The organism is Streptomyces sp. ITFR-6, assembly GCF_031844725.1.
Taxonomy (GTDB): Bacteria; Actinomycetota; Actinomycetes; order Streptomycetales; family Streptomycetaceae; genus Streptomyces.
The window spans coordinates 7,379,327-7,402,666 of record NZ_CP134612.1 but is presented as its reverse complement, the minus strand read 5'-3'; the positions used below and the strand labels follow the sequence as shown (position 1 = coordinate 7,402,666).

Annotated in this window: 21 protein-coding genes and 1 pseudogene; 10 read left to right on the top strand and 12 right to left on the bottom strand. The window is 72.6% G+C overall.

Annotation, left to right across the window (positions count from 1 at the left end; genetic code table 11):
* Both RLT59_RS33705 and RLT59_RS33700 read left to right on the top strand, forming a co-directional pair.
* Positions 1-3,297 carry a non-ribosomal peptide synthetase gene (locus RLT59_RS33705; protein WP_311306890.1) on the top strand — a complete coding sequence of 1,099 codons (3,297 nt, stop codon included), beginning with the start codon at positions 1-3 and terminating at the stop codon, positions 3,295-3,297.
* On the top strand, positions 3,294-5,330 hold the full coding sequence (locus RLT59_RS33700; RefSeq protein ID WP_311306889.1) for a beta-ketoacyl synthase N-terminal-like domain-containing protein: 2,037 nt from the start codon (positions 3,294-3,296) through the stop codon (positions 5,328-5,330). Before RLT59_RS33705 ends, RLT59_RS33700 begins: the two co-directional genes overlap by 4 nt.
* Before the next feature lie 81 nt (positions 5,331-5,411).
* Here the strand turns inward: RLT59_RS33700 and RLT59_RS33695 are convergent, their stop codons facing one another.
* The 3 genes from RLT59_RS33695 to RLT59_RS33685 form a co-directional block, all read right to left on the bottom strand.
* Positions 5,412-6,164: a thioesterase II family protein gene (locus RLT59_RS33695; RefSeq protein ID WP_311306888.1), complete on the bottom strand. Its 753-nt coding sequence runs from the start codon at positions 6,162-6,164 to the stop codon at positions 5,412-5,414.
* A gap of 110 nt (positions 6,165-6,274) precedes the next feature.
* Positions 6,275-6,763, bottom strand: coding sequence for a hypothetical protein (locus tag RLT59_RS33690; protein WP_311306887.1), 489 nt, complete (start codon positions 6,761-6,763; stop codon positions 6,275-6,277).
* Positions 6,764-6,782: 19 nt separating this feature from the next.
* Positions 6,783-7,010 carry a hypothetical protein gene (locus RLT59_RS33685; RefSeq protein ID WP_311306886.1) on the bottom strand — a complete coding sequence of 76 codons (228 nt, stop codon included), beginning with the start codon at positions 7,008-7,010 and terminating at the stop codon, positions 6,783-6,785.
* A gap of 302 nt (positions 7,011-7,312) precedes the next feature.
* Here RLT59_RS33685 and RLT59_RS33680 point away from each other — a divergent pair, with 302 nt between their 5' ends.
* The 3 genes from RLT59_RS33680 to RLT59_RS33670 all read left to right on the top strand — a co-directional run bounded on the left by RLT59_RS33680 (position 7,313) and on the right by RLT59_RS33670 (position 11,291).
* Positions 7,313-8,518, top strand: a complete 1,206-nt coding sequence (locus RLT59_RS33680) for a cytochrome P450 family protein (RefSeq protein WP_311307949.1) — start codon at positions 7,313-7,315, stop codon at positions 8,516-8,518.
* 45 nt (positions 8,519-8,563) lie between these two features.
* Positions 8,564-10,759, top strand: coding sequence for a S9 family peptidase (locus tag RLT59_RS33675; protein WP_311306885.1), 2,196 nt, complete (start codon positions 8,564-8,566; stop codon positions 10,757-10,759).
* A 73-nt stretch (positions 10,760-10,832) separates the two neighbouring features.
* On the top strand, positions 10,833-11,291 hold the full coding sequence (locus RLT59_RS33670) for a Rieske (2Fe-2S) protein (RefSeq protein ID WP_311306884.1): 459 nt from the start codon (positions 10,833-10,835) through the stop codon (positions 11,289-11,291).
* Here RLT59_RS33670 and RLT59_RS33665 read toward each other — a convergent pair.
* On the bottom strand, positions 11,275-11,925 hold the full coding sequence (locus RLT59_RS33665) for a cysteine hydrolase family protein (protein ID WP_073739272.1): 651 nt from the start codon (positions 11,923-11,925) through the stop codon (positions 11,275-11,277). The genes RLT59_RS33670 and RLT59_RS33665 overlap by 17 nt on opposite strands.
* Positions 11,926-12,074: 149 nt before the next feature.
* Between RLT59_RS33665 and RLT59_RS33660 the strand changes: the two genes are divergently transcribed.
* Entirely contained in the window at positions 12,075-12,551 is a 477-nt protein-coding gene (locus RLT59_RS33660; RefSeq protein ID WP_311306883.1) for a pyridoxamine 5'-phosphate oxidase family protein, read from the top strand.
* A gap of 35 nt (positions 12,552-12,586) precedes the next feature.
* Here the strand turns inward: RLT59_RS33660 and RLT59_RS33655 are convergent, their stop codons facing one another.
* Positions 12,587-13,507, bottom strand: coding sequence for a LysR family transcriptional regulator (locus tag RLT59_RS33655; RefSeq protein ID WP_311306882.1), 921 nt, complete (start codon positions 13,505-13,507; stop codon positions 12,587-12,589).
* A 74-nt stretch (positions 13,508-13,581) separates the two neighbouring features.
* Between RLT59_RS33655 and RLT59_RS33650 the strand changes: the two genes are divergently transcribed.
* Positions 13,582-14,613 (top strand): DMT family transporter, encoded by a 1,032-nt coding sequence (locus RLT59_RS33650; RefSeq protein WP_311306881.1) that lies wholly within the window; start codon positions 13,582-13,584, stop codon positions 14,611-14,613.
* On the opposite strand, the gene RLT59_RS33645 is transcribed toward RLT59_RS33650, so the two are convergent.
* Positions 14,580-15,401, bottom strand: a complete 822-nt coding sequence (locus RLT59_RS33645) for an APH(3'') family aminoglycoside O-phosphotransferase (RefSeq protein ID WP_311306880.1) — start codon at positions 15,399-15,401, stop codon at positions 14,580-14,582. The two genes, RLT59_RS33650 and RLT59_RS33645, sit on opposite strands and share 34 nt — an antisense overlap.
* 149 nt (positions 15,402-15,550) lie before the next feature.
* Positions 15,551-16,882, bottom strand: a complete 1,332-nt coding sequence (locus RLT59_RS33640; protein WP_311306879.1) for an aminotransferase class I/II-fold pyridoxal phosphate-dependent enzyme — start codon at positions 16,880-16,882, stop codon at positions 15,551-15,553.
* A 35-nt stretch (positions 16,883-16,917) separates the two neighbouring features.
* Between RLT59_RS33640 and RLT59_RS33635 the strand changes: the two genes are divergently transcribed.
* Positions 16,918-17,613 carry a pyridoxamine 5'-phosphate oxidase family protein gene (locus RLT59_RS33635; protein WP_311306878.1) on the top strand — a complete coding sequence of 232 codons (696 nt, stop codon included), beginning with the start codon at positions 16,918-16,920 and terminating at the stop codon, positions 17,611-17,613.
* A gap of 15 nt (positions 17,614-17,628) precedes the next feature.
* Here RLT59_RS33635 and RLT59_RS33630 read toward each other — a convergent pair.
* From RLT59_RS33630 to RLT59_RS33615, 4 genes and pseudogenes are all read right to left on the bottom strand, one after another.
* Positions 17,629-18,587, bottom strand: a pseudogene (locus RLT59_RS33630) (DMT family transporter).
* 152 nt (positions 18,588-18,739) lie between these two features.
* Positions 18,740-19,744 (bottom strand): EamA family transporter, encoded by a 1,005-nt coding sequence (locus RLT59_RS33625; RefSeq protein WP_311306877.1) that lies wholly within the window; start codon positions 19,742-19,744, stop codon positions 18,740-18,742.
* A gap of 123 nt (positions 19,745-19,867) precedes the next feature.
* Positions 19,868-20,308 (bottom strand): nuclear transport factor 2 family protein, encoded by a 441-nt coding sequence (locus RLT59_RS33620; RefSeq protein ID WP_311306876.1) that lies wholly within the window; start codon positions 20,306-20,308, stop codon positions 19,868-19,870.
* A gap of 170 nt (positions 20,309-20,478) precedes the next feature.
* A complete protein-coding gene (locus RLT59_RS33615) occupies positions 20,479-21,021 on the bottom strand; it encodes a Clp protease N-terminal domain-containing protein (protein WP_311306875.1) in 543 nt (180 codons plus the stop codon).
* Positions 21,022-21,264: 243 nt separating this feature from the next.
* Between RLT59_RS33615 and RLT59_RS33610 the strand changes: the two genes are divergently transcribed.
* Positions 21,265-21,447: a hypothetical protein gene (locus tag RLT59_RS33610; protein WP_311306874.1), complete on the top strand. Its 183-nt coding sequence runs from the start codon at positions 21,265-21,267 to the stop codon at positions 21,445-21,447.
* A 108-nt stretch (positions 21,448-21,555) separates the two neighbouring features.
* A complete protein-coding gene (locus tag RLT59_RS33605; protein WP_311306873.1) occupies positions 21,556-21,987 on the top strand; it encodes a type II toxin-antitoxin system Rv0910 family toxin in 432 nt (143 codons plus the stop codon).
* A 121-nt stretch (positions 21,988-22,108) separates the two neighbouring features.
* On the opposite strand, the gene RLT59_RS33600 is transcribed toward RLT59_RS33605, so the two are convergent.
* Complete coding sequence (locus RLT59_RS33600) at positions 22,109-23,245, bottom strand: IS30 family transposase (protein WP_399127021.1); 1,137 nt, start codon at positions 23,243-23,245, stop codon at positions 22,109-22,111.
* Positions 23,246-23,340 lie beyond the last annotated feature (95 nt).

Below are 23,340 nucleotides of genomic sequence, written 5' to 3'. Positions count from 1 at the left end.
ATGACCGTCGACACCGTCGAGCTCATCGACCTCTACGCCGGGGAGGGCGGCGGGAACGAGGAGTACGAGTTCCCCGCCTCCGACGCCCAGAGCCGCCTGCTGGTCCTCGACCAGCTGAATCCGGGCACCGCCCAGTACAACGTGCCGGTCGCCTTCGCCGTGCACGGGCCCTTCGACACCTCGGCGTTCGGCCGGGCGCTGGACGCACTCGTCGCCCGCCACGAGGCCCTGCGCACCGTCTTCCGGACCGCGGAGGACGGCACCCCCGCCCAGCGGGTGTCCTCCGTCGGGCGGGTGCGGCCGGCGATCCACCGGGACGTGCCGGCGGACCGTGCGGACGCCCTGGTCCGCACGGAGGCCGCCCGCCCCTTCGACACCGCGGAGGGGCCGCTGCTGCGCTGCGCCGTGTACGCGGTGGACGACGGCAGCCACCGGGTGCTGCTGGTCGCCCATCACCTGGTCTGCGACGGCTGGTCACTCGGCCTGATGCTGGACGGCCTGTCGGAGGCGTACGCGCACGAGATCCGGGGAACCGTCCACCGGCCGGCCGAACTCCCGCTCCAGTTCCCCGACTACGCGGCCTGGCAGCGCGAACGCACCGCGGACGGCGCGTTCGAGGGGTCCGTGCGGCACTGGGCAGAGCGGCTGCGCGGCGCGCCCACCGTCATGGAACTGCCGCTGGACCGCCCGCGCCCGCCGGTCCGCACCGCCGCGGGCGGCGCCGAGCGCTTCCTGCTCGGCGCCGATGTCAGGGCGCGGCTGGCCGAGGTCGCCGCCGCCCAGGGCGCCACCCCGTTCATGACGATGTTCGCGGTGTACACCGCGTTCCTCTCCCGGCTCTCGGGCGGCGAGGACCTGGTCGTCGGCTACCCGGCGTCCGGCCGTGAACGGCCCGAGCTCCAGGAGATGGTCGGGATGCTGACCAACACCCTGGCGCTGCGCGTGGACGTGTCCGGTGACCCTTCGCTCGACGAGCTGACCCGCCGCGTCCGGGCATCCCTGCTGGCGGCCCAGCCGTACCAGGACGCGCCGTTCGAAGCGGTGGTCGACACCCTCGCCCCGGTCCGTGAGACCAGCCACGACCCGGTGGTGCAGGTGGCGCTCAGCTACGAGGACGAGGCGGCGCCCGGTCTGCGGCTGACCGGTGCCGCCACCGAGCGGCTCGCCCTGACCCTGGACACCGCCAAGTTCGACTTCCACCTGTTCATGGAGCGCTGGGGCGACGAGCTGGCCGCCCAGTTCATCTACCGCAGCGACCTGTTCGACGCGGCGACGGTCCGCCGCTGGACGGACAACTTCCGCACCCTGCTGGCCGGGCTGCTCGCGGCCCCGTCCGCACCGCTGTCCACCGTGGAGCTGGTGGGGCCCGGCGAACGCGCCCGGACCATCGACGGCGCCGACCGACTCGCGGAGGCCGCGCCGCTGGACCGCCTGGTGCCCGAGCTGATCGCGGACCGGGCGGCCGAGCACCCCGATGCCACGGCCCTGGTCTGCGGCGACCTCCGCCTGAGCTATGCCGAACTGCTCGGCCGGGCCGACGCGCTGGCCGCCCGGCTGCGCGCCACCGGGGTGCGGCCCGGCGTCCGGGTCGGCCTGCTGCTGCCCCGCTCGGCGGACCAGGGCATCGCGGCCCTGGCCGTCCTGCGCGCTGGAGGCGCCTACGTACCGCTGGACCGGGCGCACCCCGAGGCCAGGCTCCGCCACATGCTGGAGAGTTCCGGCACCGGGCTCCTGCTGACCGCCCGGGAGACCGCGGAGACAGGGACGGCCCTGGGGGTGCCGTGCATCCGGGTCGACCGCCCGGCCGTCACGGACCCCGTCTCCCCCGCACCCGCGGAGGCCGCCGCCGCACCGTCCGCCGGGGATCTCGCCTACGTCCTGTTCACCTCGGGCTCCACCGGCGTCCCCAAGGGCGTCGCCGTCGAGCACCGGGCGCTGGTCAATCTCACCCGGGCGGTCCGGCACTCCTTCCCGGTCGACGCCGAGGACCGGGTGCTGCAGTTCGTCTCGTTCGGCTTCGACGTCGCCGTCTCCGACCTGTTCTTCCCCTGGGTGGCCGGGGCGGAGCTGCACATCCCGAGCGAGGACGAGCGGATCGGTGAGGGGCTGCTGAAGCGGCTGCGGGACTCCCGCATCACCTATGTGTTCCTGCCGCCGTCCGCCGCGATGCTGCTGCCCGACCTCACCGGGCAGCTGCCGGACCTGCGGACCGTCGCGGTCGGCGGCGAGGCCTGCCCGCCCGAGCTGGTCGGACGGCTCAGCGCGCCCGGCCGGCGCGTCGTGAACGCGTACGGGCCCAGCGAGGTGACCGTCTACGCGACCACCGGGGACCTCACCCCCGGCGAACCCGTGGCACTCGGCGGCGCGGTGCCGGGGGCCCGTGTCTACGTACTGGACGAGCGGCTCCGGCCGGTGCCCGCCGGGGTTGCCGGTGAGATCTACGTGGCCGGTGCCTCACTGGGGCGCGGCTACATCGGCCGGCCCGGTCTGACCGCCGAACGGTTCGTCGCGGACCCGCACGGCGCACCGGGCACCCGGATGTACCGCACCGGCGACCTCGGCCGGATCGACGCGCACGGCCTCATCCACTACCTCGGACGCACCGACCTCCAGGTCAAGCTGCGCGGCGTACGCATCGAACTCGGCGAGATCGAGACCCTGCTGGCCGGCGCGCCGGGGGTCGCCCTGGCGGCGGCCACCGTACGCGGTACGGGCACCGAACAACGGCTGGTGGCGTACGTGGTGGGCCGGGACGGGGCCGCGCCGCCGGACGCGGAGCTGCGCGCCCATCTCGCCCGGCGGCTGCCCGGCTCCATGGTGCCCGAGGTGTTCGTGCGGCTGGACGAGATGCCGGTCAGCGGGAACGGCAAGCTCGACCGGGCCCGGCTGCCGGAACCCGTCACCGTGGCGTGCCGGCCGGACGGATCCGCCACCGTCGCGGGCACGGCCACCGAGCAGCTGGTGGCCGGTCTGTGGGCGCGGGTCCTCAACCTCGAACGGGTCGCCGTCACCGATCACTTCTTCGAACTGGGCGGCAACTCGATCCGGCTGCTCAGCGTCCTGGCCGCCCTGCGCGAGCTGGGGACGTACGGCGGACTCAGCCTCGTCGACCTGTTCCGCCACCCCACCGTGGCCGACCTCGCCGCCCACCTCGACCGGTCGGTCCCCGGCCCTGCCGCCGGGTCCCCCGACACCGGCCCCACCGCCGCGACGGCCGCCGCGCGCGGCGATGACCGGCACGCACGACGCACCGCCGCCGCCCGACGACTCAGCTACCGGAAAGGCTCCACACGATGACCGAGAACGCAAGCGCCGCCGAGCCCCTCGCAGCCGACTCCGCGATCGCGGTCGTCGGAATGAGCGGACGCTTCCCCGGCGCCCCGGACCTGGACACCTACTGGCGCAACCTGCTCGGCGGCCTCTGCTCGGTGACCGACTTCACCGAGGAGGAGCTGATAGCAGACGGCGCCGACCCGCAGGAGGTCCGGGGCCGCGACTACGTACCGGCCAAGGGCCGTCTCGCGGAAGCCGACCGCTTCGACGCGGAGCTGTTCGGCTTCAACCGCACGGAGGCCGCGGCCCTTGACCCCCAGCACCGGCTGCTCCTGGAGACGGCCTGGTCCGCGCTGGAGAACGCCGGCCGCAATCCGCGCGGTGGCCCGGCCCGTACCGGTGTGTACGTCGGCGGCGGGGTCACCGAGCACATGCTGGCGGCGCAGACCGATCCGGGGCTCGCCGCGACCATCGGGGCGCTCCAGGTGCGGATCCTCACCGACCGCGAGTTCCTCGCCCCGTGGATCTCCTACCGGCTGGGTCTGGAGGGCCCGAGCCTGACGGTGCAGACGGCCTGCTCGACCTCGCTGACCGCCGTGCACCTCGCGGTGCAGTCGCTGCTGCTCGGGGAGTGCGACACGGCGCTGGCCGGCGGCGTCGCCGTGGACACCGTGCACAAGAAGGGTTACGTCCACCACCAGGGCGGCATCTTCTCCCCCGACGGCCGGTGCCGCCCCTTCGAGGAGCGGGCCGGCGGCACCGTGCCCGGCAACGGGGTGGGGGTGGTCGTACTGCGCCGGCTGAGCGACGCGCTCGCGGACGGCGACCCGGTCAGGGCGGTCATCCGGGGCAGCGCCGTCACCAACGACGGTGCCACGAAGGTCGGGTTCACCGCGCCCGGCGTCGACCAGCAGACCGCGGCGATCGTGGAGGCGTGGGCGGCGGCCGGTCTCGACCCGGCGGACGCCCAGTACCTGGAGGCGCACGGTACGGCCACCGCGCTCGGTGACCGCATCGAGGCGGCGGCGGCGAGCGCCGCGTTCAAGGGGGCGCTCGGCACCGGGCGGATCGGGATCGGCTCGGTGAAGTCGAACATCGGCCACCTGGACGCGGCGGCGGGCGTGGCCGCGCTGATCAAGTCGGTGCTGATGCTGGAGCACGCCACGCTGGTGCCGAACGCCGACGCCGGCCGCCCGCACCCCGAACTGGGCTTCGAGGACTCGCCGTTCCACCTGATCGAGCGGGCGGCCTCCTGGCCGGAGCCCGGTTCCGGCCCCCGCCGGGCCGGGGTCAGCTCGGTCGGCATCGGCGGCACGAACGTGCACGTGGTGCTGGAGCAGGCTCCACCGCGCGGTGGAGCCGGGGCGCCGGACGGCCCGGAGGTGCTGCTGCTGTCCGCCCGCACCCGGAGGGACCTCGACGCGCTGGCCGGCCGGCTGGCCGAGGCGCTGCGGGCCCCGGACGCCCCGTCCCTCACCGACACCGCCTACACCCTGCGGGTGGGCCGTGCCCCGATGGCGGTGCGCGGCTATGTGCGGGCCGTGGACCGTGCGGAGGCGGCGGAGCTGCTGGCCGGACTGGCGGCGGGCGGTGCGCCGGCCGCGGGCGGACCCGATGCGCTGGGCGAGGCGTGGCTGGCGGGCGAGCCGGTGCCGGAGGCGGTGGAGGGGGGCGGCCGGCGGACCGCGCTGCCCTCCTACCCCTTCGCCGGGGAGAGCCACGGCGCGTACCGCCTCGCACCGGTCGCGCAGGCCGGGGAGCAGGCGGAGGCGGGTGGGCCCACCGCGGACCTGGAGCAGGAGATCCGGGCGCTGATCGCCGGGGCCCTGGGGCTGGCGGACGCCGACGACCCGGAGATGACGTACTTCGCGGCCGGCGGCGACTCCCTGACCGCCGTCCACCTGGTCGGCTGCCTGCGGGACGAGTACGGCCTCGATGTCCCCATCACGCTGTTCCTGGAGCAGTTGACGCTGCACGAGATGGCCCGTCAGATCATGGCGGTGCGGGACGGTGACGACTCCCTCGACGCGCTGCTCGCGGAGTTCGAGGCGGAGTGAGTCAGCACACAGCACAGGGGTTGGGCCCCGACCTTCCGGTCGGGGCCCAACCCCTGTGCTGTGTAAGCGGGTTCAGCGGGTTCAGCCGGTGACCTGGACCGCCCGGCCGGGCGCGTACGCCGCGACGAGTCCCGCGACACGGTTCAGGTGCTCACTCAGGAAGAAGTGACCGCCGGACAGCACGTGCAACTCGAAGGGGCCCACCGTCTCCCCTTCCCAGGCCCGCGCGCCCTCGACGGAGACCCGGGGGTCCCTGTCACCCGTCAGCGCGACGACCGGGCAGCGCAGCGGCGGCCCGGGAACGTGGGTGCGGGCGAAGAGCATCGCGTAGTCGGCCCGCAGCGGCGGCAGGGCGAGCCGGAGGATCTCGGGATCGGTCAGCAGTTCCTCGCCCGTGCCGGACAGCAGCCGCATCTCTCCGATCAGGTCGTCGTCGCTCGGCGGGTTGGGCAGCCGGGCGTGCCGCGGCAGCGCCGGGGCCTCGCTCCCGGAGACGAACAGCGCGGCGGGCGACCGTCCCTTCGCCGCCAGCCGTCGCGCCGTCTCGAACGCGAGGAGCGCGCCCATGCTGTGACCGAACAGCACGAGGGGCCGGCCGTCGCTCGTGGGGAGCGAGGCCAGCACCGCGTCCACGACCTCACCGAACCGCTCGGCGAACGGTTCGGCGAGCCGGTCGTGCCGCCCCGGGTACTGCACGACCAGGGTCTCCGCCACCCCCGCGAGCTCGGTCGACAGCGGATAGTAGCCACTGGCCGAACCTCCCGCGTGCGGGAAGCACAGCACCTGGACCCCGGCGTCGGGGGCCGGGCGGAAGCACCGTATCCAGTCGTTCACAACTGTCCCTTCTCTCGTGCTCGGTCCGGTCCGCGACCGGCTCCTTGAGCGGACACGCACAGTGAGCGGGCCCGCTCCCGTGAACGGACCCGCTCCTGTGAAGGCCTACCTCATTGTGCGGCGGCAACCCAGCTCTCCAGCTGTTCGCGGGTGGTCGCCGGGTCCGCGACGAGAACGGCGAGTTCGTCGTCGCGGGGTTCCAGCGTGGTGAGGGCGGGGCAGCGGTGGCAGGCCTCGACACCGGTCTGGTTCCACCACTTGCAGTGCGGGCGGAGGTGGCACCGCGGCACGGCGGCCGGTACGGTCCCGGCCGGCACGGTCGTGATCCGTTCGATCAGCCCACAGGCCTCTCCGACCCGGTTCGCGCAGTCCGACACGCAGTGCGAGGCGAACCGGAGCACCCGGTTGGGGGCGATCCCCTCCGGAATGGCCCCGAGGACATCGGCGGCGGGTACGGGCTCCGCCAGGTACGCGACCTGGCCGTCGTCCCCGGACCGCACGCCGAGGACGACGGACTCCGGGCGGCTCGCATCGCCGCTCGGACACCATCTCAGAGGAGTCTCCTGCCCTTCCCGGGCGAGGTCCGCAGTGCTGTCCACGGTGCTCACCTCCTCTTCGTCAGCAGGAACTCGCGACAGACGGGTTGACCACTATGCCGCCGATGACCCCGTCGGTGACGGCGCCGCTCGCCTGCTCGGCGGCGACCGCCTTCGCGATGCTCTGCGCCAGCTGCTCCTGGCCGGTGATCCGGTCCGGACGCTCGGCGGCGTTGGCGGTGCCGCCCACCGTGACGAGACCGGCGACGAGAGCCGCGGCAGCGGCAGCCGTGCGAATGCTGTTGTTCATGCCTGTCCTCCAAGACGTCGGATATCGCTTACGGGAGTTGACGTTAGGTTCCTCCTCCGGCCACGATCGGCAGTTACGGCGGCATCTTCCGCCGCCCGGTTCCGACGGGACACTTCCCCGGCGACTCCCCGAATCAGACCCGTTGGCCCAAGTCCACCCGTACGGGTCGGGCGGGGCCGGGCCGGGCTCGCGGGGTCCGGCACGCGACCTCGTCCGATCTGGTACAAACCTGGGTAACTCATGAACTGAGAGCCCTGTTGAGCACTTCACCGGTGAACCCCGCTGCCGACCTCCCGCACCGCATGGACCCGGCGGGCGGCTGTCCGCACGCGGCCAACGCCCGGCTGCTGGCCCGAGGCTCCGTCGCCTCTGTGATCCTCCCCGGCGAGGTGGCGGGGATGGCCGTGCTGGGCCACGACGCGCTCAGGGAGTTCCTCTCGCACCCCGATGTCGCCAAGGACGCCCGGCACTTCGAGGCGCTCCAGTCCGGTGGGATCGACGACGGATGGCCGCTGCGGACCTTCGCCACCGTGCAGGGGATGACCACCGCCGACGGAGCCGATCACCGGCGGCTGCGTTCGCTGATGAGCAAGGCGTTCACCGCCCGCCGGGTTGAGGAACTGCGTCCGCGCACGGAGGCGTTGACGGCCTCGCTGCTGGACGGCCTCGAAGCGGCGGCCGCAGCCGGCGGCGGTGTCGTCGATCTGCGTGCGCAGTTCGCGCTGCCGTTGCCGATGGGCGTCATCTGCGAACTGCTGGGCGTGGACGACGCGCTCCACGGCCGGCTGCACGAGCTGTCCAACCGGATCGTCGCCACGGACATCGGTCCGAGGGAGGCGAGGGCGGCCAACCGGGAGATGGTGGAGCTGCTGAGCGCGGTGGCCGCCGCCAGGACGGAGAGTCCGGGGGACGATCTCACCAGCGCCCTGATCGCGGCCCGCGAGGAGGGCGGCGACCGGCTCGGCCCGCACGAGCTGATCGGCACCCTGATGCTCACGATCATCGCCGGCCACGAGACGACGCTCAATCTGATCACCAACGCCGTACGGGCCCTGTGCGCCCACCGCGACCAGCTCGACCTGGTGCGCTCCGGCGGCGCGAGCTGGGCAGACGTGGTCGAGGAGACGCTGCGCTGGGACAGCCCGGTCAGCTACTTCCCGTTCCGCTACCCGACCCGCGACCTCGACATCGACGGCACCGTGATCCCCAAGGGCACCCCGGTGCTCGCCGGGTACTCCGCCGCCGGCCGCGACCCGTCGGCCCACGGCCCCGATGCCGCACGCTTCGACATCACCCGCGACAACGGGGTCCGGCACCTCTCCCTGGGCCATGGCGCGCACTACTGCATGGGCGCCCAAGTGGCCCGGATGGAGGGCGTCACGGCACTGGAGCAGCTCTCCGCGCGCTTCCCCGGCCTCGATCTGGCCGTGCCCGAGTCCGGACTGCCCCGGCACGCGTCCTTCGTGGGCAACAGCGTGCGGCAGCTGCCCGTACGACTGCGCGGCTGAGGAGGCCGGCGGCTCCGGCGGATTCCGACCTGTCATGGTGTCGCCATGACTCCCTCCGCCGACGCCCCGGCCACCGCCCATGCCGATGCCGATGCCACCGCCGGTGCCCTCGCCACCGCTGCCGAGCCGTTCCCGCTCCAGTTCGCCCGTACCCGGCGCTTCTCGCTCGGGGTGCCCAGGCAGTTCACCGTCTCCCCGGACGGCGAACGGGTGCTGTTCGTACGCGGCACCTCGGGCACCGACCCGGTGAGCCGCCTCTGGCTCTACGAGAACGGCGCGGAGCGGATGCTCGCGGACCCCGTCGGGCCCGGTTTCGCGGACGAGCCGTCGGGCGAGGTGCCGCCGGAGGAGCTGGCGCGGCGGGAGCGGGCCCGGGAGACCTCCTCCGGGGTGGTCTCCTACGCGACGGACGAGGCCGTACGGCTGGTGGCCTTCGCGCTTCGGGGCGCGCTCTGGGTGGTGCGTCCCGACGGCGGGGAGCCGCGCCGGATCCGCACGCCGGGGCCGGTGGTGGACCCGCGCCCCTCGCCCGACGGCTCCCTGGTCGCGTATGTGTCGGACGGCGCGCTGCACATCGTGCGGGCCGACGGGACGGGCGTCCGGACGCTCGCCGGTCCGGACGGCGAGCAGGTGACCTACGGGCTGTCGGACTATGTGTCGCAGGAGTCGGTCGGGCGCTCACGCGGCTACTGGTGGTCGCCGCGCGGCGATGCCCTGCTGGTGGCGCGGGTGGACACGGCCGGGGTCCGGCGCCGGTACGTCGGTGATCCGACGGACCCGGAGCGGCCGCCGCGCGCGGTGCCGTACCCGGCGGCCGGCACACCGAACGCTAAGGTCTCGCTGCGTCTGGTCCGGGTGTCGGGGGAACGGACCGATGTCCGGCTGCCCTCCGCCGCCGGCCCGGACCACCCCGAGGGTGGCTGGACGGACCGGGCCTTCGAGTACGTCGTGTCGGCGGGCTGGGACAGCCGTGGACCGCTGGTCTCGGTGCAGACGCGTGACCAGCGGTCCGTCCATGTCCTGGAGGTGGACGAGCGGACGGGCGGCACCCGGGCGGTGCACGCGACCCACGATCCCGCCTGGGTGTCGCTGCGGCGGGGCACCCCGCTGCGTCTCGCCTCGGGCGCGCTCATCACCGCCGCACGGCCGGGCGGCGACAGCCAGGGTCTGGACATCGGCGGCACCCCCACACCGGCGGGCCTGGAGGTCCACGAGGTGGTGGGCGCAGCAGGCGGGCGGGTGTACTTCACCGCCTGCGAGGAGCCGACCGAGACCCACGTCTGGTCGTACGCGGCCGACGCGCCAGAGGAGGGTTTCGTACGGGTCAGCGGCGCACCCGGTGTGCACACGGCGTCGGTCGGCGGACCGACGGTGGTGCTCGACAGCAGGACTCCGGACGGCCACACCGTGACGGTGCTGCGGGCCGGCGTTCCGGCGGGCCGGATCGCGGTACTGGCGGAGGAACCGCTCGTCACCCCTCGGCCGCTGGCGCTGAGCCTCGGGGAGCGGGAGCTGCGGAGCAGGCTGTACCTGCCGTCGTGGCACCGGCCGGGCGACGGTCCGCTGCCGGTGCTGCTCAGCCCCTACGCGGGCCACGGCATGCAGGTGGTGCTGAAGGTGCGTACCTGGTGGGTCGCGGTCGCCCAGTGGTTCGCGGAGCAGGGCTTCGCGGTCCTGGTGACCGACGGGCGGGGTACGCCGGGGCGGGGTGAGGCCTGGGAGAAGGCGGTGCACGGGGACCGTCTCACCGCCGTGCTGCGGGACCAGATCGACGCGTTGCACGCGGCGGCCGCGCTCCACCCGGAGCTGGACCTGACCCGGGTGGCGATGCGCGGCTGGTCGTTCAGCGGCTATCTGGCGGCGGCCGCCGCGCTGCGTCATCCGGACGTCTTCCACGCCGCGGTCGCGGGTGCCGCGTCGGTCGACCGGCGGCTCTACGACACCCATTGGGAGGAACGGTTCCTGGGCCACCCGGAGGTGTTTCCGGAGCACTACTCCCGTAATTCCCTCCTGGACGAGGCCGGGGCCCTGGTCCGGCCGCTCATGCTGGTGCACGGTCTTGCCGATGACAATGTGGCCGTGGCTCACACGCTGCGGTTCTCCGCAGCGCTGCTGGCCGCCGGCCGGCCGCATACGGTGCTGCCGCTGTCGGGCGCCGGCCATCTGCTCAGCCAGGAGCGCACAGCGAGCGGTCTGTTGCTGCTGGAGCGGGACTTCCTGAGGAAGTCCCTGGGGCTTTGACCACGGGGTGCCCGCCGGACGCGCCCGTGGACGGATCCCCGGAGCCGAGTACACCGTGGAAGGGAAAGCCAGTATGAGCGCATCGCAGGACCACGAGGGCCGTCCCGGACGCCGAAACGTCGTCACGGCGGCCGGTGCCGTCTCCGTGGCCGCCGTACTCACCGCGTGCGGCGGGCCGAAGGAGGCGTCCGCCGGTTCCGGCGCCGTGAAACAGAGCGGCGAGAGCGGGGCCGGCGGCGGGGGCTCCGTCCTCGCGAGGACCACGGACATCCCGGAGGGCGGCGGCAAGATCTTCACGGAGCAGGGGGTGGTGGTGACGCAGCCCGCGGCCGGTGAGTTCAAGGCGTTCTCGTCGAAGTGCACGCACATGGGCTGTGCGGTGTCGAGCGTCGCGGACGGCACCATCAACTGCCCCTGTCACGGGAGCAAGTTCGACGTGGCGACGGGCGATGTGAAGGCGGGCCCCGCCACCGAACCGCTGCCGGCCGCCCCGATCAGCGTGCAGGGCGACTCGATCAGCCTCGCTTCGTAGGGCCCCGGCCCAGCCAGCAGCCGAGCACGTCGTCGGTGGTGGCGACGGTGGCGACCAGGGCGAGGGTGTTGCGGATCATCGCGGGGGTGTATTCGGCGGGCACCCCCGCGATGGCGTCGGACGGCACCACCGCCGTGTAGCCGAGGTTCACGGCGTCGAACACCGCGTTCGGGATGGCCACGTTGGCCGACACCCCGGTGACGACGAGCGTGCGGCAGCCGAGGTTGCGCAGCAGCGCGTCCACGTCCGTGCCGGCGATGGGCGAGAGCCCGTGGAGTCTGCGGACGACGAGATCCTCGTCCGCCACCTCGATCGGCTCGGCTATCCGTACCGCGGTGGTTCCGGAGTGCTGCTGTACGGGCAGCCGCCCGGCGGCGCGGAAGAGCCGGGCGTTGTGGTTGGCGCCCCGGCCGTCCGGGCGGCGTTCGGCCACGGCGTGCAGCACCTGGACACCGCTCTCGTGAGCGGCGGCGACCAGCCTGGCCACGTTGTGCAGCGCCCCCGACGACCTTGCCTCCTTGGCGAGTTCGGGCAGTGCGCTGTCGGTCCCCACCACCCCCTGCTGGCACTCCACCGTCAGCAGGACGGTGGAGGCCGGATCGATCTGCTCCGCGAGCTGTTGCCTGGACGGCACGGGCTGCCCCTCTCGATGAAGTCGCTCGGTGAAGTCGCATCGGTGAAGTCGCTGAAGGAACGGGCGCGCGAGGCTAACCGCCATTGCGCGATGAGGGAAGAGCCTCCATGATTCCTGACACATAGTCAGCTACCAGGAGGAGGCTCCCCATGGCCGTCATACAGCGACGGGGCCGCCGGATCATGATGACGGACGAGGAACGCGACGCCTACCTCGCACAGCAGCGCACCTGCCGGGTCGCCACCGTCGGCCCCGACGGACGCCCGCATGTCGGAGCGCTCTGGTTCTGCTGGGACGGCACCTCGCTGTGGCTGTACTCGATCACCCGTAGTCTGCGCTGGTCACAGCTCGGCCGGGACCCGAGGATCGCGGTGGTCGTCGACGACGGCGTGGAGTACGGGGAGCTGCGCGGCATCGAGCTCTCGGGCGACGCGGTGTTCGTCGGGGAGGCGCCGCGCACGGGCGAGCCCTGCCCTGAACTCGTCGTCCCCGAGCAGCTGTTCGCGGCGAAATACTTCGACATGGAGGTGATGCCGCACGACGGCCGGCACGCGTGGCTGCGGCTCACACCGGAGGCCGTCACCTCCTGGGACTTCGGCAAACTCGCTGCCCTGCCCGACATCTGACGGCGACGGGGCCGCACATCGCGACTCTGCCCCCCCTACTCCCCCTCCAGCGGCTCGTTCAGGGCCCGGCCCGCCTCCCGCAGCGCCGCGACCGCCGCCCTGATAGAGGGCCGTCGGTCCGCGTCCACCCGCCAGACGGCATGGACGTGACGCCGCATCCGCTGCCGTACGGGAACCAGCCGCACCCCGTCCGGCACCGGACCGCGACCGAGCCTGGGTGCCACGCACACCCCCATACCGGCTGCGATCAGGGCGAGTTGGGTGTGGTGCTCACCCGCGAGATGGGCGATGCGCGGCTCGATGCCCTTGGAGCGCAGGGTGAACATGAGCCACTCGTAGCAGAACTCGCCCTCGGGCCAGGAAACCCAGTCGTCGTCCGCGAACTCCTCCAGGTCCACCTCCGCCCGGTCCGCGAGCCGGTGCCCGGCCGGCATCGCGATGTCCGGCACGTCGTCGAGCAGTTGCGCCGTGGCGAGGCCGCCCGGCACCGGCAGCCGCTTATTGCTCCAGTCCAGCACCACCGCGAGATCGACATCCCCCCTGAACACCGCACGGATTCCGGCCTCCGGCTCCAGCTCGCTGGTGCGCAGCCTGAGTTCGGGGTGATCCGCGCGCAGGGCGAGCAGGGCGGACGGGAAGAGGCCGCGCGCCGCGGTGGGGAACGCGGCCAGCCGGATCTCGCCCACCACCTCACCCCGCTGCGCCTCGATGTCGGACTGGGCGAGCTCGACCTGGGAGAGAATCCGGGCCGCGTGATCGGCGAGCAGCCGCCCCGCGTCGGTGAGCCGGACCCCGCGGCCGTTCTTGGCGAGCAGCTGCTGCCCGACCTCGCGTTCCAGCTTGGCCATCTGCTGAGAGACGGCCGACGTGGTGACGTGCAGTCCCTCGGCGGCGGCACTGACAGAGCCGAGCCGGGCCAGGGCATCCAGGGTGCGGAGGCGCTCCAGATTCAACATGTAAGCGATGCTACGCGGATGGCCGCACAAACTGTCACTTGTGCTACGAGATTGCCTTCGTCATCGTAGACCGCATGAGCGCACCGCCTGCTTCTCTCCCGTCCCCCGCACCTCCCGCATCTCCCTCATCTCCCGCAGCGGCCCGGCCGGCTCTGGACTGGCGGCTGCGTTTCGCGGCGCTGTCGCTCATCTGGGGTTTCAGCTTTCTCCTGATCAAGGTCGGCACCGACGGGTACGCACCGTTCCAGGTCACCCTCGGCCGACTGCTGTCGGGCACGGCGGTACTCGCCGTGGCGATGGCGGTGAAGCGGGAGCGACTGCCGCGCACGGCCCGCACCTGGGGCCATCTGGCCGTGGCCGCCTTCTTCCTCAACGCGCTGCCGTTCTCGCTCTTCGCGTACGCCGAGCTCACCATTCCCTCGACGCTGGCCGGCATCTGCAACGCGACCTCGCCCCTGTGGGGCATGGCGCTGTCAGTGGTCGCGCTCTCGGAGGACCGGCCCACCCGCCGCCGGGTCGCCGGCCTCGGGCTCGGGTTCCTGGGGGTGCTGACCGTACTGGGTGCCTGGCAGGGATTCTCCGGACTGGACCTCACCGGTACCGCGATGGCGCTCCTGGCCTCCCTCAGCTATCCGGTCGGCTGGATCTACGTACGCCGGACGCTGGCGGGCAGCGATTCCTCGACCCTCGCACTGACGGGCAGTCAGCTCTTTCTCGGTACCATGCAACTCGCCCTGATCACACCGCTGTTCACCTCGGCCCCAGCAGGGTTCCCGCTGCTCCCCACCCTGGCCGTAATCGCTCTCGGGGCGCTCGGAACGGGACTCGCGGTACTCCTCCAGTACGGACTGGTCACCGAGGTCGGCCCGACGACCGCGCAGATGGTCACCTATTTCATCCCGGTGATCGCCACCGCCGCCGGAGTCACCGTGCTGGGCGAGCAGCTCGACTGGAACACCCCGGTCGGCGCCCTCGTGGTCCTGGCGGGGGCCGCTCTGACCCAGAGCAGACCCCGGCTCACCAGCGCCACCGCCCAACCGGCGAGGCTTCCGCAACCGGCTGCGGAAATCGGTCAGCCCCAGGTGAGCGGGTCGAGGTGGAGGTAGAAGCGCAGACGGTCGTGGTCGAACGCAATGCCGTACCTCGCGGCGAAGACCGTATCGGCGGCCCGAGCGCGCTCCTCGTCCGGCCAGGTTTCTCGCGCGTTGGCGAGCAGCAGTGCCAGGTCGGCACAGCGGTCGGCCCGTCCTCGGCGGCCCAGGTCGATGAAGCCTGACACCTCCAGGGTCTGCGGATCGAGGACGATGTTGGGCAGGCACAGGTCCCCGTGACACACGACCGTGTCGGCGGCTTCCTGCTCCCGTCGCCGGGAGACCTGCCGGGTGAGGCGGTCCAGCAGCTCAGGAGGGGGTGTCCGCTGCTGTTCGACGGGGAGGAACTCGGGGCTGACGGCGTCACGGGCCACGACGTCCCGCGCCGAGGCGACCATGTCGTCCAGACTCCGGCGGTACGGGCACCGGGACACGGGCAGATCGTGCAGCCGGCGGACGGCGTCCGCGATGTGTTCCCAGGCGACCCACAGGTCCTCGGCGGGCACCTGATCAGCGGGTACACCGGAGACAGCACGCGTCACCAGACAGGCGCCGTCGGCACCGGACCGCCAGTCGAGCACGCGGGGTCCGGGGACGCCCTGACCGCTCAGCCACGCGACCCGGTCGCGCTCCGCCTCCAGATCGGCCGCGTCCGCGGCGGGCACACACTTGGCGTACCGAGTGGCGTCCGCACTGCGAAAGACAGTCGCTCCCGACTCGCCCGCGGTGACGGGCGACCAGCCGCCGTCATCCACGCCGAGCAGCACCGGCGACGGAGTCCGGGTTCCGCGGCGGTCACTCATTGCGGCCACTTCCCATCCGGCCCGGCACGGGGGGCCAGGACCGCAGGTCCCTCTCCCCCCGGCATTGCGCCCGAGCCACCGACCGAGGCGCTCGCGCTGTTCCGCGTCCGGGCCGCCGCGCCCTCCCATCTCCCCGCCGGAGCACCGGCTCAGCCATAGCTCAGCGGCCGGGCGGGCCCCGCCGCTGCCGCCACCGCGTCCGCCAGCGGACCGATGTCCGCGTCGACGAGCGGGGACACGGTGATCCGGATCCCCTGCGACGCGGACAGCCGGAACCGGGCCCCGGGCGCCACCGCCCAGCCCGTGTGCAGCAGCCGCGCCACGGCCCCCGTCTCGTCGCTCACCGGAACCCACACGTTCATCCCGCTCCGGCCGTGCGCCTCGACACCCCGGGCCTCCAGCGCCCGCACCAGCGCGTCCCGGCGCAGCGCGTACGACCGGGCCACCTCGCGCGGATCCACGGCGCCCGAGGTCCACAGGTGCACCATCGCCCGCTGCAGCAGTTTGCTGACCCAGCCGGGCCCCAGCCGCTGCCGCCCCGACACCCGGTCGGCCGTGACCGCGTCGCCCGTCAGCACGGCGACCCGCAGATCCGGCCCGTACGCCTTGGCCACCGAACGGACCACCGCCCAGCGGTCGGTGGCGCCCGTCAGGGTGTGCAGCGGCAGATCGACGATGGCGTGCCCGTGGTCGTCCTCGATCAGCAGCACGCCCCGGTGTCCCGCGAGCACCGCGCGCAGTTCGGCCGCGCGCCCGGCACCGATCGCGGCTCCGGTCGGATTCTGCGCCCGGCCGGTGACGACGACCGCACGGGCGCCCGCTCGCAGCGCCGCTTCGAGAGCGTCCGGCAACGGTCCGTCGTCGTCGAGCGCCACCGGGACGGGGCGCATCCCCAGCGCGGGCACGAGATCCAGCAGACTGCCCCAGCCCGGATCCTCGACGGCGACCGCGTCGCCCGGTCTGAGATGGGCGGTCAGCACCCGCTCGATGGCGTCGAGCGATCCCGAGGTGGCGATCACCGGCCCGGCCGGGATGTCGTCGGCGTCGAACGCGCTTCGCGCGAGCGCGGCGAACTCCGGATCCACGGGCGCCTGCGCGTACATCCCGGGCGCCTGCGCATACGCCTCCGTGACCGCCGCGAACGCCTCGCGCAGGCCGGGCAGCAGTGCCGGATCGGGATCCCCCGTGCCCAGGTCCCGCACCCCGGGCGGCGCCTCGATCCGCAGCGATCCTCGCGCCGTACTGGCGGGGCGCGGGCGGACCCGGCTGCCCCTGCGCCCCGCCGTCTCGATCACCCCGCGCTCACGCAGGGTGCGGTAGGCGGCCGCCACCGTATTGGGATTCAACTCCAGCAGCGTCGCCAACTCCCGCATCGACGGCAGCGCCTGGCCCGGGGTCAGCTCCCCCGAGCCAACCGCCCGCTCCACGCTGGCGGCAATTTCCGATGCACGCCGTCCGGTGATCCGATACTCTCCTAGCACAAAGAACAGTATGCACTAGTGCAATGGAGTGCGCAATGCCGGACACCCAACCGCCGCAGACCACGGGCCCGGACGCCGCAGCCGCCTATGAACCGACCGGGCGCACGGTCCCGACCCGCTCCCGCGAACGGGCCGCCTACGACCGCGAGCAGATCCACTCGATACTCGACGAGGCCTATGTCTGTCACCTCGGCTTCGTACGCGACGGCGCCCCCGTCGTCCTTCCGACGCTCTTCGGCCGGATCGGTGAGCGGCTCTACGTACACGGCTCCACCGGCTCCCGCCCGCTGCGGGCGGCGGGCGGGAGCTCCGACGGACTCGCCGTGTGCCTGACGGTGACGCAAGTCGACGGGCTGGTGCTGGCCCGCTCCGCCTTCCACCACTCGATCAACTACCGCTCGGTGGTGGTCCACGGGACCGCGCACACGGTGACGGACCCCGAGGAGCGGCGCACCGCGCTCGACGCGATCGTGGAGCAGGTGGTTCCGGGGCGCTCACGGGACTCACGTCCGGCCAACGAGAAGGAGCTGGCGGCCACCGCCGTGCTCCGGCTGGATCTGCGGGAGGTGTCCGCCAAGGTCCGCACCGGCGGTCCGAACGACGAACCCGAAGATCTCGCGCTGCCCCACTGGACCGGTGTCGTCCCGCTCACGCACGGCTTCACGGCCCCCGTCCCCGCGGCCGACCTCGATCCCGCCATCGCGGTTCCGGAGTACCTCAAGGCGCTCTGAACCGCCCTCCGTCGGTCATACGTGGGCAGCCGCCTCCCGGCGGGTGTTCGCGGCGCCCCGCATCTCGGTCACCGCCAGCCCGGCCACCGCGGTGAGCAGCAGCAGGGTCCCGGTGACGGTGGCGGCGGTGAGCTCCTCGCGAAGCACGACGACGGCGATGAACGCCGCGCTCACCGGTTCGAGGAGCATGATCACCGAGATGGTGGCGGCGCGCACCACCGCGGCCCCCGCGAAGTAGAGCGCGTAGGCGAGTGCGGTCGGGATGGCGGCGACGTACGCCATGAGGACCACCACCTGAACCGGGTGCGCGGTCGCCGGCACGATTCCCTCACCGGCGGCCAACGGCAGCAGCAGCACCGCCGCGACGGCGAACGCCCAGGCGCTGGTCGCGAGCGTGTCGGCGCCGCCACCGTCCCGGCCGAGCCAACGGGTCAGCAGGGTGATCGACGCGTAACCGGCCGCGGAGAGCAGCGCCAGCGCGATACCGGCGGGCCGCACCGTACCGGCGTCGCCGCCGAGCACCAGTACGGCGAGCCCGGTCAGCGCGCCCGCCACCGCGGCGATCCCGCCGCCGCCCAGCCGCTCGCCCATGGTGATCCGGGCGCCGACGGCGATGAGCACCGGGCCCGCGCCGAGCGTGACGACGGTCCCGACCGCGAGGCCGGTGACCTGGACCGCGGCGAAGTAGGCGGTCTGGAAGACGGTGAGCCCGACGCCGGTACCGACGATCCGCAGCAGCCGGCGACGGCGGGGCTCGGCAGCGGCTGCGGCCCGCGCGGGGGCCGCAGCGCCGGCGCGGAGAGCAGGAGTACGAGACTGCTCGCGCATCGCCAGAACGACAGCGCGAGGGGGCCGAGATCACTGGCCCCGAAGATCAGCGAGGCAGCGGCACCGGCCGTGCCCCAGGCCACTCCTGCGATGATCAGATAGCACAGGCTCCGCCCGGTGGACAGGCCGGAAGCAGGATTCGACACGTGACTTCTCCAAGGAAGACGGGAAGGTGGTCGCTCCGCACGCGGGCAGCGACGAACCGCTCGGGGACTGCCCGAGCCCGGTCTTCGTCAGAGGTGGCCGCCCGCGCTAAGCGGCGGGAGGCGGAAGTACGGTGAGAGGCATGATCGTCACCCTACGGAGCGGCACGGCCTGCGGACAACTCCCCCTCGGCCCCGGCGAGCTGACCGCCCGGTCCTGAAGCGACGGGTCCCGAGGGCGCCTTCGGTGTCGAGGACTGCGCGATGAAGGCGCCGAACAGCACCAGGAATCCGCCGATGAGCTGAGGGGCCGCCAGATGCTCCCCGAGCAGAACCCAGGCGAGCACGGTCGCGATGACCGCTTCCAGACAGGCGACGACGCCCGCGACGGCCGGGGACAGCATCCGCACCGAGATCACTCCGGTGACGTACGCGATGACGGTGGCGAGCAGCACGATCCAGACGAGCAGCAGCCAGGCCGGCACATCCGTGCCGTTCATGGTGGTGCTCCCGCCGAGCCGGGACCAGTCCATGCCCCAGGGCCGGGCCACCACGGTGAGGACGGCGGTACCGATCAGCAGCCCGTAGGCGATGACCCCGACCGGGTGCGGAGTCCCGGCACCCGCCGCCTGCTCGCCGCTGCCCTGATCGGAGAGGACGAAGTAGCCGACCTGGCAGCAGGCGGCGCCGAGTGCGAGCAGCAGGCCGACGATGTCGAAGGTCAGCCCGGACCACACCTCGACCACGCACGCCAGACCGCCCACGGCCAGGACCACGCCCACCGCGGCCGCCCGGGTGACCGGGCGGTGCTGGACGAAGCGCACCCAGCCCAGGACGAGCGCCGGCGCGAGATATTCGACCAGCAGCGCCACACCGACCGGGATGCGGGAGATCGCCATGAAATAGCAGGCCTGGACGCCCGCGACGGCGAGCAGCCCGAAGCCCAGCAGCAGCACGGGCCGGCTGCGCACCAGAGCGCGGTGGTGCCAGGCCACCGGCAGCATGACGAGCGCGGCGCCCGCCACCCGGAGCCACACCACATGGAGCGGGTCGATCCCCGCCTCGATCAGCGGCTTGGCCGCCACTCCGGAACCGCCGAACGCGAAGGCCGAGGCGAGGGCGAGTCCCAGGCCGGCGCTTCTACCCTGAGACGCGTGCATCGGCACATCATGACAGCTGCCGACAGGAGCGTCACCCCGGTGACACCTGACGCGGCCGACAGCCTGCCGTCACCGCCCCCGCTCCTGCGGGAACCACCCACGGGAACCCGCCGGAACCACCCGTCAGGACCTCCCGGCGGCCGACGCCGCCGCACGGGCCACGGCGGGCGCGTCCATGTAGTCGCGGACCCGGGTGATCAGACCTTCGTCGACCTCGATGATCAGCAGTCCCGGGACGCGGGCCCGCTCGCCCCTGGCGGACTCCACCACAGCCACGTGTCCGGCGATGACCGTGCCCGGACCGGTGGTCCCGTGCACCACCACGTCCGTGATCTCGACCACCCGGAACGGGCCGGCGCCCCAGGCTGCCCGGTAACCCGCCCGGACCTCCTCCCGGCCCTCGAATCGCTCGGGGAAGCCGGGCGCGGAGAACGGCAACTCGTGCACCGCGTCCACGGCGTACAGATCGGCCGGACCGTCCGCCGACTTGTCCCGCATGGCCTGGTGGTACCGGTTCAGCACCGTGCGCGCATCGGGAGGCCCGGCCGGCTGTGACGTCACCATGGAACCTACTCCATTAACTCAACGCTCGTTGAGCAAAACGATACGAGTCGGCCCACCGTCGGTCAACAGCCGTGGAGCCAACCCGTCGGCCACAGAGGCGGACGCGGACGCGGCGCTGCTGACGGAGCACTTCACCACCGAGCGCGGGGCCATCGGTTCGGGCCCGGCGGTCAGCCCCGGCCGGAGGTGTCGACGATCCGGTCCGCGAGCAGTCCCGCGTCCACGCCCGCCCGCTCCAGCACCTCGACGGCCCGGCACTGCCGGTCCGCGGCGATCGCGGCGAGCAGATCGAGCCCGCAGGCCCGTTCCCGGCCCAGCAGCCGGGCGCGCTGGTGGGCCTCGTCCATCGCGGACCCGGCGGCCGGCGACCAGCCCTCGGCCACCGCGTTCGGCGCGGCCGGGACGACCGGGATGGCCCCGGAGTCCTCGATCGCACCCTGCCAGCGGAGCCCGTAGCCGATACTGCGCTGGACGAGATAGCCGAGCACTCTGGCCAGCTGCGGTCCGCCGTCGAAGGCGGTGCGGACCGCAGGGTCGGACTCGATCAGGGAGTGCAGCAGATGAGCCGTGTCGATCTGCTGATCACCGTCACGCAGGGCGCGCCTGCGCGCACCCGTCACCACGGCGGCCAGCTCGTCGGTGAGCTCGGCGTCGGTCTCGGCACGGTGGTTCGGTGCGGCTTGCTGAGAAATCCGCGGTGTCCGGTTCTGCACACTCCCACCTCATCAGCCCTGACAGACCGGATCGTCCCCGGAGAGGCCCATTGACGCATCCCACCCGAGTTGGGCACAGAAGCGCGACTCCTCCTCCTCACGGATGAGATCACGCCGTTCTGGAAACCAATCCCGGGAATCGGCGCGCGCCGCCTTGCCCTGCGCTCCCGGAGCAACCGGAACCGTCTCCGCACACGTCCCACAGCCCGGAGCACTGTTGCGGCGACGGGAGGGGTGCCGGAGGTGAGCTGGCTGGTCGCCCTGCCCGCGCTGGACGGGCGTGACTACGTCTACCGGGTCCACGCACCCCGCGACGCGCTGCCCGCCGACCTGTTCTGGGCGGCGTTCCACTGCCACGACGACGGTCCGCACCCGCGCGCCTCCGACCGCTTCGACTCCGCGCGGATCTGGCGGACCGGAACGTAACCCTGCATCTGGACAGAACCTTGGACCTGACAGTTCATCAGTATTGAATATTGAAGCCCCTGCGGCTACGTTCCGCGACACCGTAACCCGCCGAGAAGGGGTGGTCGCATGGCCGAAGTCAGTGCAGAGGCGCGCATCGAGGCACCGGCCGAGAAGGTCTGGGCCCAGCTGACCGACTTCAGCACGTACGGGGAGTGGAACGCCACCCACACCAGCTTCCCCAAGGGCGGACCGGCCACGCTGGAGCTCGCGGGCACCTATGAGGAGAACATGAAGCTCATGGGGTTCCCGGCCGAGGTGACGTGGACGATCGCCGAGCTGGAAGACGGCCGCCTGCTGACGACCACCGGGAAGGGCCCCATGGGCGTCAACCTGAAGATGCGCTACGCGCTGACACCGGACGGGGACGCCACCACGGTCCGCATCGACGGCGAGTTCACGGGGGCGGCGGTCTCCCTGATGGCCGGCAAGCTCAAGGACTCAGCCACTGCCGCCCTCATCGAGTCACTGCGCAAACTGGACGGACTGATCGTCGCCTGAAACCGACGGACGGCCGTACCGGCGAACCGGCCGCCCACACCATCCGTTCACACACCGGCACCGAAAAGGCCCCGCAGAACATGGCGAATTCGAGGGGTCGTTGCAACACGTGGTCGGTTGTTCAGGCCGCGAGTAGTTTATGCAGGTGCTCGGCTGGGGTTTCCCAGCCGAGCGTTTTGTGTGGGCGGCTGTTGAGTTCGGCGGCGGCGGCGTCGAGGTGGTCGCGGCTGTGGGTGGCGAGGTTGGTGCCTTTGGGGAAGTACTGGCGGAGCAGGCCGTTGGTGTTCTCGTTCGAGCCGCGTTGCCAGGGGCTGGCGGGGTTGCAGAAGTAGACCGGGATGTTGGTGGCGATGCTGAAGGCGTGGTGGGCGGCCATCTCGGAGCCCTGGTCCCAGGTGAGGGACCGCAGCAGGTGGGGCGGCGGTGTTTTCACGGTGTCGGTCAGGGCGTCGCGCATACTTTCGGCGCTGTGGTCGCCGGGCAGGTGGACCGGCATCAGGTAGCGGGTGCTGCGTTCGACGAGGGTGCCGATCGCCGATCCGCTGTTCTTGCCGATGATGAGGTCCCCTTCCCGGTGGCCTGGGACGGCCCGGTCTTCGGCCTCTGCCGGGCGGTCGCTGATCATGACCATCGGGGTCGTGAAGCGGGGCTGGCGTTTGGCTGCCTGGCGGTGGGGGCGGCGGCGGGCGCGGCCGGTCCGCAGGGCCCGGGTGAGTTCGCGCCGTAGTTCGCCGCGTCCTTGGACGTAGAGGGCTTGGTAGACCGTCTCGTGGGTCACGTGCGTCTCCGGCCGGTCGGGGAACCGTCTGTGGAGAGCGTGGCAGATCTGCTCGGGGCTCCAGCGCAGGGTCAGGTGGTCCTGGATGAAGTCCCGCAGTTCGGGGTTCTGGCCGATCTTCCCCGCCTTGGGGCGGGGCCGGCGGGTATCGGCGCGGGCCTGGGCGGCGTGCGGCCGGTACTGACCGTTGCCGGGGTGCCGGTTGCGGCGTATCTCACGGCTGACTGTCGACGGGCTGCGGCCCAGCTCGGCGGCGATCGCGCGGACCGTGGCCTTCTCCCGCAGCCGGTCGGCTATGTGGATACGGTCGGCCTCACGCAGGTAGCGGGACGGGCCAGAAGGCGGCGCATCCTGGTGGACCGGAGGCGCCGCCTTCTTCTTGCCGATGTGCGCGTGTGACCCGTCGCGCCACTTCCTGCCGGTCCGCAGGTTGATACCGACGATCCGGCAGGCTTCCCTGCTGCTGCAGCCCTGCTGCATGAGCTGGAAGTATGCCGCCCGCTCACGGGTCAGCTTCCGTGGCCCCTGCGGCCCCCGGTCCTTGCGTCTCTCGAAGTCCATCGCATCCCCTGAGC